Source organism: Variovorax soli, assembly GCF_031454625.1.
Classification (GTDB): Bacteria; Pseudomonadota; Gammaproteobacteria; order Burkholderiales; family Burkholderiaceae_C; genus Variovorax; species Variovorax soli_A.
On record NZ_JAVDRF010000003.1, the window covers coordinates 344,661 to 357,837 of the forward strand.

General features: G+C 68.7%; 12 protein-coding genes. 4 read left to right on the forward strand and 8 right to left on the reverse strand.

Features of this window, described 5'->3' with window-relative positions:
- Positions 1-50 precede the first annotated feature (50 nt).
- The 5 genes from J2739_RS08785 to J2739_RS08805 form a co-directional block, all read right to left on the reverse strand.
- On the reverse strand, positions 51-395 hold the full coding sequence (locus J2739_RS08785) for a BBE domain-containing protein (RefSeq protein ID WP_309901100.1): 345 nt from the start codon (positions 393-395) through the stop codon (positions 51-53).
- Between the two features lie 238 nt (positions 396-633).
- Positions 634-1,872, reverse strand: coding sequence for an FAD-binding oxidoreductase (locus J2739_RS08790; protein WP_309900583.1), 1,239 nt, complete (start codon positions 1,870-1,872; stop codon positions 634-636).
- Positions 1,869-3,437: a flavin-containing monooxygenase gene (locus J2739_RS08795; protein WP_309900585.1), complete on the reverse strand. Its 1,569-nt coding sequence runs from the start codon at positions 3,435-3,437 to the stop codon at positions 1,869-1,871. The genes J2739_RS08790 and J2739_RS08795 overlap by 4 nt, the downstream gene beginning before the upstream one ends.
- 127 nt (positions 3,438-3,564) lie before the next feature.
- Positions 3,565-3,825, reverse strand: a complete 261-nt coding sequence (locus J2739_RS08800; protein WP_309900587.1) for a helix-turn-helix domain-containing protein — start codon at positions 3,823-3,825, stop codon at positions 3,565-3,567.
- A gap of 687 nt (positions 3,826-4,512) precedes the next feature.
- Positions 4,513-4,833 carry a hypothetical protein gene (locus J2739_RS08805; protein ID WP_309900589.1) on the reverse strand — a complete coding sequence of 107 codons (321 nt, stop codon included), beginning with the start codon at positions 4,831-4,833 and terminating at the stop codon, positions 4,513-4,515.
- Between the two features lie 214 nt (positions 4,834-5,047).
- Between J2739_RS08805 and J2739_RS08810 the strand changes: the two genes are divergently transcribed.
- Positions 5,048-6,556, forward strand: coding sequence for a DUF7125 family protein (locus J2739_RS08810; protein WP_309900591.1), 1,509 nt, complete (start codon positions 5,048-5,050; stop codon positions 6,554-6,556).
- Positions 6,553-8,088: a hybrid sensor histidine kinase/response regulator gene (locus tag J2739_RS08815; protein ID WP_309900593.1), complete on the forward strand. Its 1,536-nt coding sequence runs from the start codon at positions 6,553-6,555 to the stop codon at positions 8,086-8,088. The genes J2739_RS08810 and J2739_RS08815 overlap by 4 nt, the downstream gene beginning before the upstream one ends.
- Before the next feature lie 12 nt (positions 8,089-8,100).
- Here J2739_RS08815 and J2739_RS08820 read toward each other — a convergent pair whose 3' ends face one another.
- The 3 genes from J2739_RS08820 to J2739_RS08830 form a co-directional block, all read right to left on the reverse strand.
- Complete coding sequence (locus J2739_RS08820) at positions 8,101-9,159, reverse strand: malate/lactate/ureidoglycolate dehydrogenase (protein WP_309900595.1); 1,059 nt, start codon at positions 9,157-9,159, stop codon at positions 8,101-8,103.
- Positions 9,160-9,204: 45 nt separating this feature from the next.
- Positions 9,205-10,731 (reverse strand): UxaA family hydrolase, encoded by a 1,527-nt coding sequence (locus J2739_RS08825; RefSeq protein ID WP_309900596.1) that lies wholly within the window; start codon positions 10,729-10,731, stop codon positions 9,205-9,207.
- A 98-nt stretch (positions 10,732-10,829) separates the two neighbouring features.
- The gene (locus J2739_RS08830) at positions 10,830-11,564 is read right to left on the reverse strand and encodes a FadR/GntR family transcriptional regulator (RefSeq protein ID WP_309900599.1); all 735 of its coding nucleotides are present in this window, start codon (positions 11,562-11,564) and stop codon (positions 10,830-10,832) included.
- Positions 11,565-11,692: 128 nt separating this feature from the next.
- Here J2739_RS08830 and J2739_RS08835 point away from each other — a divergent pair, with 128 nt between their 5' ends.
- Together J2739_RS08835 and J2739_RS08840 are read left to right on the forward strand one after the other, a co-directional pair.
- Complete coding sequence (locus J2739_RS08835; RefSeq protein WP_309900601.1) at positions 11,693-12,427, forward strand: SDR family oxidoreductase; 735 nt, start codon at positions 11,693-11,695, stop codon at positions 12,425-12,427.
- On the forward strand, positions 12,424-13,170 hold the full coding sequence (locus J2739_RS08840; RefSeq protein WP_309900603.1) for an SDR family NAD(P)-dependent oxidoreductase: 747 nt from the start codon (positions 12,424-12,426) through the stop codon (positions 13,168-13,170). Before J2739_RS08835 ends, J2739_RS08840 begins: the two co-directional genes overlap by 4 nt.
- The last annotated feature ends 7 nt before the right edge of the window (positions 13,171-13,177 follow it).

Genomic DNA, 13,177 nt, shown 5'->3' on the forward strand with positions numbered 1-13,177 from the left:
GCCCGCAAAAGAGCGGAGGCGACCAGCAAGTCGAGCGCCGAGATTCGGGCTCAGCGGGGCGTGAAGCCGTCGTCGCTCCAGTCCTCGCTGCCCACGCCGTGGTGCACGAAGAACAGGCCCTCGGGGTCGTACTGCGACTTCACCGCGCGCAGCCGGGCGTAGTTCGAACCCCAGAAGGCCTGTTGCCAGTCTTTCTCGAAATAATTGCTTTCCGAGACATAGGCGCCGGGGTTCGGCGCCAGCTTGCGGAGTTCGCCCATTGCCCGGCCGATGGCCTGCGATCGCCGGCGCGCTTGGGCCACATCGGGCTCGTGGCCCTCGATGCCTGGATACGCGGGTTGCTCCTCCGCGCCGAGGATCACCAGCGCAAAGGCATCGAGCACGGCCGGGTTCATGGCGGTGTCGCGCGCTGCCGCGATCGCGTCGGGCGGCGCGCCGGCCAACCCTTTGTTGAAATGCAGCGACAAGGGCCAGTGCCGCGTCGCGGCAAAGAGCGCATCTGCCAGAGCCTCGCGCCGGTTCTCTCGCAACAGTGCGGCGGACAGCCAGGCGGACTCGAATCCGTGCAGCACCTGGCCCGCCTGGGTTTGATCGCCGGGCCAGAATACGTTCGTCTTCGGTGCGCCCGGTCGGTCATCGCTGCGGATAAAGCCGAGCGTGCGCTTGACGAGCGTCGGCGACCAGAACTCCTGCGCTGAAAACCGATACGAAGGCGAACATCCCGGCGTCGACGCTGAAATCCTCCGACGCGGCCGCCAGCGCATCGAGAAACGGCTGCCACACGGCCCGCGCCTCGCTGCGCTCGAGGCCTTGAAAGACCATCGACACGGCGACCGTGTTGTCCGCGCGGAATCGGATTTGCTCGCCCCAATGGGGGTTCATCAACGCCTCGCCATAGAACGCCAGGACCCTCGCGATCAGTCGGCGGAACGCGGTGGGCGAATGGGCCTTGATCGTCAGGTTCACCGCGCCGAAATTCTCGGGCAATGCGTGCACGCGCAGCGTGACCCTGGTCACGACACCGAAGCTGCCACCGCCTCCGCCTTTGAGGCTCCAGAACAGCTCCGCGTTGGTACAGGCATTGGCGATGCGCACCTGGCCATCCGCGGTGACCACTTCGGCTTCGAGCAGGCTGCCCGATGCAAGACCGTAGCGTTTCGAAAAGCTGCCGAAACCGCCGCTCTGGATCAGGCCCGCCACGCCGACCGTCATGCAGCCACCGCCCTGCACGTAGCCACCCGCCTTGGTCGTCACCGCGTCGTACACCTGAGACCACATGGCCCCCGCTTCGACCGTCACGGCACGCTGCGGCGCGGAAGACGCCGCGCAGCCCTGCGCGACGAAGGCCTCGTGCAGCGCGACCGCGTTCATGCGCCGCGTCCAGATCAGCAGTGAATCCGGCGCGTTCGACGTGCCCTGATAGCTGTGACCGCCGCCCTTGACGACGAGGCGCAGCCGGTGTTTGCGCGCGAAGTCGACGGCTGCCACCACGTCGCTCGTGTTGCGCGCCGCGACTGCATAGACACTCGGCGATGACGTCCAGGCGTCGACCCAGCCCAAGGTCTGCGTCAATGCCACCTCGTCGCCGATGAAGTAAGGGTTCTTGATCGCCTTGAAAAGTTGCGCGCATTCGGCGCTGGCCGGCGTGGCGCGACAGTCGACGAGCGGCGACCGCACCGCGATCAGGCGCCCGCTGACCTGATCGTTCAACTGCTGCCACTGCGCGCTCGATGGCCAATCCGGGTCGCCGGGCCGAACCCGTGCGCGAGGCGATGCTTGCACGGCCCACACGCTGCGTGGCAGCGGCGGTGCGAATGGCAGCACAGCAGCCGCCTGCCAGAGGCGCCGGCGGATTTTCGAGTCGAGCGTCATCGGGCCATTGTGGCTGCGCGATCAGCCGACCGCTGCACCGGTGCCTCTGACGAAGCCGCCCACGCCGCGATGTCCGGCGACGGCGCCACGTGCGCCAATCGGCGAAGCTTCTCCAGCTCGGACGCGTCGAACTGCGGCGAGGTCATGCAACCAAAGGCCATCGCCTCGCCCGCGAACCGGCTGGCTGCGTCCGGCAGTGCGTCGCGGCCTTGCAGGCGAAATGAAATGGGCGCAAGCGGCCCGAAGAGCAGCGCACGCTGAAGCTCGGGCCAGCGCGCGGGCTCGGGCTCGACGCCCGCAGCGCGCGCGAACAGCAGCGCCATCAGGTTCATCTTGGTCTTCGGCGGCACGGCTCCGCCGGCGCGGCACTCGGCAAGACCGAGCTGCATCGCTTCGGGCCTCGGGGATGCGACGGCGCCGCTCCACACATAGGCGAGCCACCGCGCCTGATTTTCCAGGGGCGGAAACATCGGCCCGGACTGATCCCACAGCCCCACGAAGGCCAGCCCCGGCAGTTCGGGATGGAAGGTGTGCTTGTAGAGCTCGATGCGCTGCGCACCCAGGTTGAGCGTGCGGCGGATCGGCTCGCTCAGAAAGGGCAGGCTCAATTCGAAGCCCGTGCCGAAGAGAATGCCGTCGAAGTCTTCCACCCGCCCGTCGACGAACCGGACCTGCGTGTCGGCAACACGATCGAGCCATGGGCGCACCTCGATGCGACCCTCGGCGACCAGCGGCAGGTAGTGCTGGCTGAGCGTCAGGCCTGCGTCGAGGATGTTGTCGGCGGGCTTCGGCGCGCCGTATTGTTCGGGACTGCCCACCGCGTCCAGCACCAGTTGCTTCAGCATCGCGCCGAACTCGTCGCGGGGCAGCGACTCCTCGGCCAGGGCCTGGTAGCGCGTGAATGCGCGGTGGTCCGACGGGACGCCCGCCATCAACTTCGGCAGCACGTAGCGCTGCCGCCGGTGGCAAACGACGACGCGTGCCGCGCCGAGCATGCAGAGGTCGCTGGCGATCTCGAGCGCGCTGATGGCGCAGCCCGCCACCAGCACGCGCTTGCCGCGGTAGCGCTCCGGGTCCTTGTACGCGAAGGTATGCGCCACGCCGGCGTTGCCGGAGAACGACGCCAGGCCCGGCACCTCGGGGATGCATGCATGCTGGAAGCGGCCAGTCGCGACCACCACCTTCTCGAAGACTTCTTCCTGGTTCCCATGCCGAACTGCCCACCCGCCGGGCACGGCCGCGATCTCGCGCACGGTGGTCCGCAGCTTCGTCCGCGCGCCCAGGTCGAAGCGGGCGGCATAGCGCAGCAGGTAGTCGCCGATCTCGCGATTCGAAGGGTAGGTCGCCAGGCCCGGCGCATGCGGCAGATCGCTGAACTGCGTGAGCACGCGGCTGGTGTTCGTGCGCATGGAGGGCCAGACGCCGCTGCAACGCGCGTCTCCGCTCCACTGGCCGCCGGCCGACGCCGCCTGCTCGAACAGCACGGGCGCGAAGCCTTCCGATTGCAGGTAGCGCGCGGCGACCAGCCCGCCCGGACCGGCCCCGATGACAGCGACTCTTTGCATGGCCTTCACCCTCCTTGGCTCGTTCTCGACTCAAGACGGATGGCGTGCGCTTTGAACCTGACCCGTTGGATACCTCAGCATGGCTATGAAGAACTGCCGCGCCCGTGGCAACGACTCGGCGTGGCCCTCACTTCTTTAGCTTTGCCTCTGCCCGCATCACAAGCTGCGATGTCTGGATACCAAGCGCAGCCGCCAGCTTCGCTGCGCTAAACACGGTGAGATTCCGCTGACCTCGTTCCAACAGGCTCACGTAGCTCAGGCTCAAATCTGCTGCCTCAGCCAGCTTCTCCTGGCTGACCGACAACTCCGACCGGCGCTCCTCGATCGCAGTGGCAAACGCACGGCGCAAGTCCTTCTGCGTAGGGGGCTTGACGCGGGAACTCTGCATCCGCGCAGTTTGCGTGGACGTACTATGGTACGCCAGAGACTATAGTACGTGTTCGAGGATCGCCCTTGTGACCTCTTTGAAGGGAGTTGATGTGAGCACCAGATGCAAGAAGCAGCGGATGGACGTCCGGGCCGGGTCAAGAGCTGGAGCGCAGCTCGCCTGTGCCAGGAGTCTCGAACCATGACAGTCCGGGCGTCATCGCCAAGGCCCATGCGCGAGTTGCTCGCACAACTTCAGCGCCTTCAGCTGACGGACAACACCGGCGAAGTCGATTTGCGCGTATGCAGCAGCGTCCTTCTCGCGGACGTTGCCGAAGACGCAGAGACCACGATATCCACGATCCACCAAGGGCTAGGCGCCATAGGCCACCTCCTGGCCCACTCCGCCGTCCCCATCGAAGACGGCACCATCGGCGCCGACTCCATGGAGAGCCTCGGTTTCCTGATGGCTGAGCTTGGAGACTTGGCAGCGGCCTGTATGACCCTCGCCGCCCGGTGCCGCCGCGCCATCCAAGCGAGCGGGCCACCCCCTCCAGGTTGGCCGCCGCCGTCGCCAGGATGAAGACCCGCTTTACCCGAGTGACAGCATGTTTGGCCGGCAGCGCGCCGACCGTAAGGCGCACGACGAGCACGAATGTCCGAAAGCACCGCCCCTGGCAAACGGCCCGCCGCGCGGGCCGCGCGCGCCTCAATTCAACGTGTCGCCGCGGTACTCCGCCAACTCGGTGCGCTGGAACTCGCCGATGGGCACCCGCTTGTCGTCCATGCCCGGGAAGCGGGCGACGATCTCGCCGCGCTCGCGCATCCAGCAGCCCTTCAAGGTTTCGAGGCCCCACCAGGTGAGGTAGGCCACGCGGGCGAGGCCCTCGCAGTCGCCCTGGGCGTCGGTGAGGCTCATCACGTCGAACCTGGCGCCTTCGGTGGTGTAGAGGATGCCCGGCTGCGCGTTGCAGGCCGCGAGCAGCGCGCAGCTCAGGGCGAGTGCAGGCGCGGAAAGAGATGCATTCATGAACACGCTCCCTCGCGGCCAAATCGTTGACCGCCAGGGCCGATTGGACGCCCTGGCGGCCCGTGTGTCATCCCCCGGCAGGACGAGAAAACACCGGCGCGACAGCCGCAGGCGGACAGAAGGATGGGGATGACCCCCTACAACGAGCGCTTTCGCCAGGGCTTACATTCAGCGACTCCTCGTTCATTCATCAGAACGCTTTTCGGGAGCCGAAATGAAGGCAAGCAACCCGCCCGCGGGCGGCAACAAGCAGCAGGAACCCGGGGTGCTGAAGGTGGGCGTGCCCGGGCTCGACGATGTGCTGGGCGGCGGCCTCACGGCCGAACGGCTCTACCTGCTGGAGGGCGCGCCCGGCGCGGGCAAGACCACGGTGGCGATCCAGTTCCTGCGCGAGGGCGTGGCGCAAGGCGAAGCAGTGCTCTATGTCACCCTCTCCGAGACGGCGGTCGAGCTGCAGGGCGTGGCGGACTCGCATGGCTGGGACCTGAAAGGCATCCAGGTGCGCGAGATGGTGCCCGCCAAGGACGCGCTGGAACCGGACGACCAGTACACGATGTTCCATCCCTCCGAGGTGGAGCTCGGCGAGACCACGCTGCGCATCCTGGCCGAGGTCGACAGGATCAAGCCCACCCGGGTGGTGTTCGACTCGCTGTCCGAGTTGCGCCTGCTGGCCGGGGGCTCGTTGCGCTACCGCCGGCAGATCCTGGCGCTCAAGCAGTTCTTCACCGGCCGCCAGTGCACGGTGATGCTGCTCGACGACCTGACGTCCACCGAGCAGGACCTGCAGCTGCAGAGCATCGCGCACGCGGTGATCAGGCTCGAGCAGATCACGCCCGACTACGGCGCATCGCGCCGCCGGCTGGTGGTCACCAAGTACCGGGGCAAGGAGTTCCGCGGCGGCTACCACGACTACAAGATCACGCGCGGCGGGTTGCAGGTGTTTCCGCGGCTGGTGGCTGCGGAACACGCGCAGCCGCTGACGCAGTCGCGCATCCCCAGCGGGCTGAAGGCGCTCGACGACCTGCTGGGTGGCGGCATCGAGAAGGGCACCAGCACACTGTTCGTGGGCGCGCCGGGCACGGGGAAATCGAGCCTGGCAACGCAGTTCGCGATCACCGCGGCGCGCAACGGGCAGTGCGCGGCCCTCTTCATCTTCGACGAGAGCGTCAATACGCTGCGCACGCGCTGCGAGGGACTGGGCATGGACCTGGCGCGCTATGTCGAGTCCGGAAACATCCGCGTGCGCCAGATCGACCCCGCGGAGCTGTCGCCGGGCGAGTTCATCCACGAGATCCGCACGGCCGTCGAGGTGCACGGCGCCTCGGTGGTGGTGATCGACAGCCTCAACGGCTACCTCAATGCCATGCCGGACGAGCGCTTCCTGATCGTCCAGCTGCACGAGCTGCTCACCTACCTCGGGCAGAACGGCGTCGCCACCATGCTGATCGGTGCCCAGCACGGCCTGATCGGCATGAACATGCAGACGCCGGTCGATGCGAGCTACCTCGCCGACTCGGTGGTGCTGCTGCGCTACTTCGAGGACGAGGGCGAGGTGAAGCAGGCGATCTCCGTGCTCAAGAAACGCGGCGGCGCGCACGAGCGGGCGATCCGCTCGTTCTCGCTCGATGCGAAGGGCATCCACGTCGGCGCGCCGCTGCGCAACTTCAGGGGCATTCTCACGGGAGTGCCCGTCCCGATCGACGGGGTGCGCGCGCCATCGTGAGCCCCGTTTCGCCCGAGCTCGACGAGCGCATCCTGCTGCGGATGGCGACCTCCAGGGACGCCGCGATGGCAAGCGCCGTACTGGAGCGCGCGCATTTCATTCCCCATGTGTGCGACAACGTGGGCGCGCTGGTGCAGGCGCTGTTGCGCGGCGCGGGCGCCATCATGCTGGCCGAGGAGGTGCTCGTCGGCCCGGCGCTGGTCGAGCTCACCGGCGCGCTGGCCGCGCAGCCGCCCTGGTCCGACGTGCCGGTGCTGGTGCTGGCGCGCCAGGGGGCGGATTCGCGCGCCGTCGCCAATGCCATGGACGAGTTCGCCAACGTCACGGTGATCGAGCGGCCGATGCGCGTGGCCGCGCTGGTGAGCGCCGTGCGCACCGCGCTGCGGGCGCGGCGCCGGCAGTACGAGCTGCGCAACCTGCTGGAAGGCCTGCGCGACGCCGACCAGCGCAAGACCGAATTCCTCGCCACGCTGGCCCACGAGCTGCGCAATCCGCTGGCGCCCTTGGGCACCGCGCTGTCGCTGCTGCAGCGCAAGAGGCCGGTGCCGGAGGAGGCCGCGAAGTACTACGAGCTCATGACCCGGCAGGTGGAGCACATGGTGCGCCTGGTGAACGACCTGATGGAGGTCTCGCGCATCACGCGCGGCAAGATCGAGCTGCACCTGGGCCCGGTGCTGCTCGATGCGGTGATCGACGACGCGGTCGAGCTGAGCCGGCCGCTGTTCGATCGGGCCGGGCATTCGCTGACGGTCGAGGTGGCGGGCGATCCGCTGGTGGTGCGCGGCGATGCGGTGCGCCTGACGCAGGTGTTCTCGAACCTCATGAACAACGCGGCCAAGTACACCCCCGCGGGCGGCCGGGTGACGGTGACCGCGCGGCAGGAAGGTCGGCAGGCCGTGGTGTCGGTGAGCGACACCGGCACCGGGCTCGAACCGGACATGCTGAAGGCGATCTTCGAGATGTTCGTGCAGGTGAGCGGCACGGCCCGCGATGCGCAGGGCGGGCTTGGCATCGGCCTGACGCTGGTGAAGAGCCTGGTGGAGTTGCAGGGCGGCAGCGTCGAGGCCGCGAGCGAGGGCCTCGGCCGCGGCGCGACCTTCACGGTGCGCCTGCCCCTGATGAAGAACTCGACCCTCTCCGTGCGGCAGACGCCGATGTCGCAGGACGGATGGGGGCCTTCGATCGAGGGCACGATCCTGGTCGTCGACGACAACCGCGACGCGGCCGACAGCCTGGCCGAGCTGCTGGGGTCCATGGGTGCGACGGCGCTGGTGGCCTATGGCGGCGAAGAGGCGCTCGAGCTGGCGCGGGAGCACGACATCGACATCGCCGTGCTCGACATCGGCATGCCGGGCATGGACGGCTGCGAACTCGCGCGCCAGCTGCGCGCCCAGCCCCGGGGCAAGGAGTTGAAGCTGATCGCGCTGACGGGATGGGGGCAGCAGGGCTACCGCGAACGTATCGCGGCGGCCGGCTTCGACCACCACTTGCTCAAGCCATTGAGCCTGGACGAATTCATGGCGGCGCTGTAAGCGCGCGGCCGGTCAGCCGATCGTCACGCCGACCTTGGCGCCCGCCGCCACGATCTCGTCCCAGGTCGCGTCGTCGATCCAGATGCCGTCGCGCTCGCGCGCCGCTCGTGCCTTGCGCTCGGGTTCGCCGGCGATCTGCACGCCGTCGAAGCCCTGGCCCGGCGGACTCCGGCGCAGCCAGTCGACGAAGGCCTGCGCCTCCTGCTCGAAACTCGCTTGCGTGCCGAGCTTGCCCGGGTCGATCACGATGGCCAGCATCCCGTTGAGCACCGTGCGCGCGGTGTCGGCCGGACGGTGCCAGGTGCCGCCGCCGGTCAGCGCCCCGCCCAGCAGTTCGCAGGCCACCGCCATGCCGTAGCCCTTGTGCTCGCCGAAGGTCATCAGCGCACCGAAGAGGCCATTGCTTTGCGGCACCACGACCACGCCGGGGTCGTCGGTGGGCGCGCCGTGCTCGTCGATCAGGGTGCCGGGCGGCACGCGCTCGCCCTTGTTGTGGGCCACGCGCATCTTTCCCTGGGCCACGCGGCTGGTGGCGTAGTCGAGGATGAAGGGATCAGTCCCCGCGATCGGGATGCCGATGCAGCACGGATTGGTGCCGAAGCGCCCGTCGCCCCCGCCCCAGGGCGCGACCACCGGCCGCGAGAGCACGTTGACGAAGTGCATCGAGACCAGGCCTTGCGCCGTGGCCATCTCGGCGAAGTGGCCGATGCGGCCCAGGTGGTGGGCGTTGGCGAGGGACAGCACGCAGCTGCCGTGTTGCTTCGCGCGTTCGATCGCGAGCGCCATGGCCTGCACGCCGACGATCTGGCCGTAGCCGCGCTGGCCGTCGAGGGCGAGCATGGTCCCGCTGTCGAGGTTGATCCTGACGGATGCGTTGGGCTTGAGCCCGCCCTCGGCCGCCGCATCGACATAGCGCGGCACCATGCCCACGCCGTGCGAGTCATGGCCGCTGAGGTTGGCGAGCACGAGGTTCGCGGCCACCTGCTCGGCCTCGCTCGGGGTGCTGCCGGTGCCGGCGATGATGGCCGCGACCTGCGCGCGAAGGGTGGAGGGGGAAAGTGTTCGGGGCATGATTCTTTCAAAGGCTTCGAATTCGCGTCCGGCAAATCGCTCTTCTCACATCACCGCCCCCACCTGCCACGGCACGAATTCGTTCTGCCCGTAGCCGTGCTTCTCGCTCTTGCTCGGCTCGCCCGACGCGGTCTTCAGCACCAGCTCGAAGATGCGCTGCCCCATCTCCTGGATCGATGCGCTGCCCTCGACGATCTCGCCGCAGTTGATGTCCATGTCCTCTTCCTGCCGCTGCCACAGCGCCGAGTTGGTCGCGAGCTTGAGCGAGGGGGAGGGCGCGCAGCCGTAGGCCGAACCGCGGCCGGTGGTGAAGCAGATCATGTTGGCGCCGCCGGCGACCTGGCCGGTGGCGCTGACCGGGTCGTAGCCCGGCGTGTCCATGTAGACGAAGCCGTGCGCGCGCACGGGCTCGGCGTATTCGTACACGGCCTCGAGGTTGCTGGTGCCGCCCTTGGCCACCGCGCCCAGGCTCTTCTCGAGGATGGTGGTGAGCCCGCCGGCCTTGTTGCCGGGCGAGGGGTTGTTGTTCATCTCGCCCTCGTTGATGGCGGTGTAGTGCTCCCACCAGCGGATGCGCTCGACCAGCTTCTCGCCCACCTCGCGCTTCACCGCGCGGCGGGTGAGCAGATGCTCGGCGCCGTAGATCTCGGGCGTCTCCGAGAGGATGGCGGTGCCGCCGTGCGCCACCAGCAGGTCCACCGCCGCACCCAGCGCCGGATTGGCGCTGATGCCCGAGTAGCCGTCGGAGCCGCCGCACTGCAGCCCGATGGTGATGTGCGCCGCGCTGCAGGGTTCGCGCTTCACCGCATTGGCGCGCGGCAGCATCTCGTTGATGAGGGCCACTCCCTTCTCCACCGTCTTGCGGGTGCCGCCGGTGTCCTGGATGTTGAAGACGCGCAGGTTCTCGCCCTCGCGCAGGTTGCCGGTGGCGAGCCAGGCGTTGATCTGGTTGGCCTCGCAGCCCAGGCCCACCACCAGCACGGCCGCGAAGTTGGGATGCGTGGCGTAGCCGGTGAGGGTGCGTTCCAGCAGCTGCATGCCCATGCCGCCGGTGTCCATGCCGCAGCCGGTGCCGTGCGTGAGCGCGACCACGCCGTCGACCATCGGGTAGGGCGCGAGCGCCTGCGGATGGGTCTGGCGCGAGAAGTGGTCGGCGATCGCGCGTGCCGCGGTGGCGGAGCAGTTCACGCTGGTCAGCACCCCGATGTAGTTGCGCGTGGCCACGCGGCCGTCGGCACGCCGGATGCCCATGAAGGTGGCCTCGCGGCGTGGCGGGGGCGCCTTGACGTCCGCGCCAAAGGCGTAGTCGCGGTCGAAGTGGCCCTTGTCGGGGCCCATGTCGAGGTTGTGCGTGTGCACATGCTCGCCGGGCGCGATCGGGCGGCTCGCGAAGCCGATGATCTGGTTGTAGCGGCGCACCGGCTCGCCCTGGGCGATGGCGCGCACGGCGACCTTGTGGCCGGGCGGGATCAGGCCGCGCGTGGCCACGCCTTCGATCTGCGTGCCGCCGATGAGCTGGCCGCGTGCGATGACGACGTCGTCGGCGGGGTGGAGGCGAATGAAAGGGTTCATCGAGAGGGTCCTGGCAGGGTCATCAGGGAAGTATTGTGGGCAGGCGAATCACGGACGGGGACAGGGTCTTGCCGGCCGGGGGAAGGGCGCTGAAGTCCTCATCGCCTGGCCTCCATGGGTGCTTGCGTCGGAAGGTTGGCGCGCCGCCAGCTGGCACTGAAGCGCTGGTGCGACCTGTCCATGTGCGCGTGCATCGCCGCCCGCGCGCCCTCGGCATCGCCCGCGGCGATGGCATCGCGGATTGCTTCGTGCTCGGCAATGGCGCAGCGCCAGGACTTCACGCTTTCGAAGTAGCCGCCCAGGCGGGTGAAGATCGGACCGCGGCGCGAATCCCAGAAGCCCTGCACCGTCTCGGACAGCACGACGTTGCCGCAGCACTCGACGATCGCCAGGTGGAAGGCGCGGTCGCCGTCCAGCGGCATCACGTGGCGGTCGGCGAGCTCGCGCATGATCGCGATCGCGTGCGTCATCGCCTCGATGTCCTTGCGCCTGGCGGTGGCGGCGGCGATGGCCGCGGTCTCGCCCTCGACCACGCGGCGTGCGCGAATCAGCTCCAGCGGGCCCCACTCGGTGCTGGCCACCGGCGCTGCGGCGTGCTGCGAGCGGTCGAGCACATAGACCCCGGAGCCGGTGCGCACCTCGACCCAGCCCTCGACCTCGAGGGCGATCAGCGCCTCGCGCACGGAGGGCCGGCTCACGCCCAGCTGCTGGGCCAGGTCGCGCTCGGCCGGCAGGCGCGCGCCTGCCGCGAACTCGCCCTTGGCAATCAAGGTGCTGAGCTGGTCGGCGATCTGGCGGTAGAGACGCCGGGGTTCGAGGGTCTGGAGCGGCACTTAGGGGTTGTCCTGGATTGGCCAGGTGGTCAGGCCAATTCAGAATACGAGGCTCCGGGCGATGCAGCCATCGGGCCTAACCCTGAACGCCGCATCGCCGAGCCATCCATCAGCGAGAAGGACATCCCATGAGACTCCAGGGCAAGACCGCGCTCGTCACCGCGGCCGGGCAAGGCATCGGCCACGCCAGCGCGCTCGCACTCGCCGCCGAGGGCGCGCAGGTCTGGGCGACCGACGTCAACGAGACGCTGCTGGCGCGCTTCGCCGGCGTCGCCAACGTCACCGCCGCGAAGCTCGACGTGCTCGACAAGGCGGCGATCGACGCGTTCGCGAAGACCTTGCCCGCGCTCGACATCCTCTTCAACTGCGCGGGCGTGGTCCACAACGGCGCCGCGCTGCAGGCCAGCGACGATGACCTGGACTTCGCCTTCCGCCTCAACGTGCGCGCGCAGTTGTGGACCATCCAGGCCGTGCTGCCGGGCATGCTGGCCGCGGGGCGCGGCAGCATCATCAACATGGCCAGCGTGTGCTCCAGCATCAAGGGCCTGCCCAACCGCTGCGTCTACGGCACCACCAAGGCCGCGGTGCTGGGGCTGACGAAGAGCGTCGCGGCCGACTACGTGGGCCAGGGCATCCGATGCAATGCGGTGTGCCCGGGCACGGTGGACACGCCCTCGCTGGCCGAGCGCATCAACGCCAACGCCGATCCGCTCGAGGCGCGCAAGGCCTTCATCGCGCGCCAGCCCATGGGACGGCTCGCGCAGGCCGAGGAGATCGCGCCGCTGGTGGTGTTCCTCGCGAGCGACGAGTCGCAGTTCGTCACCGGCCAGGCCTATGCGGCCGACGGCGGCATCACCATATGAACCAGCTCGACTTCCGGGAGCGGCATGCGGTCGTGACCGGTGGCGCCACGGGGCTGGGCCGCGGCATCGCGCAGCGGCTGATCGAATCGGGCGGCAGCGTCACGCTGTGGGACCGCGATGCCGAAGCCGCCGAGAAGGCGGCCTGGGCGCTGGGCCCCAGGGCCTTCGCGCTGAGGGTCGACGTGGCGCAGCAGTCCTCGGTGGCCCAGGCCGTGGCGGCCACGCTGGCGCAGGCCGGTCGTATCGATGCGCTGGTCAACAGTGCCGGCATCACCGGGCCCAACGCCAAGCTGTGGGACTACCCGGCCGATGCCTGGCGCGAGGTGATGGACGTCAACCTCAACGGCGTCTTCCTCTGCTGCCGCGAGGTGGTGCCGCCGATGCGCCGGCAGGGCTACGGGCGCATCGTCAACATCGCCTCGGTCGCCGGCAAGGACGGCAATCCCAATGCCAGCGCCTACAGCGCGAGCAAGGCGGCGGTGATCGCGCTGACCAAGTCGCTGGGCAAGGAGCTGGCCGACACGGGCGTGCGCGTCAATTGCGTGACGCCGGCGGCGGTAAAGACGGCGATCTTCGAGCAGATGACGCCGGAGCACATTGCCTTCATGCTTTCGAAGATCCCGATGGGCCGGTTCGGCACGGTGGAGGAGGTCGCCGCGCTGGCAGGCTGGCTTTGCACCGAAGATTGCTCTTTTTCCACGGGTGCCGTGTTCGACCTGTCCGGCGGCCGCTCGACCTACTAACAAAGAA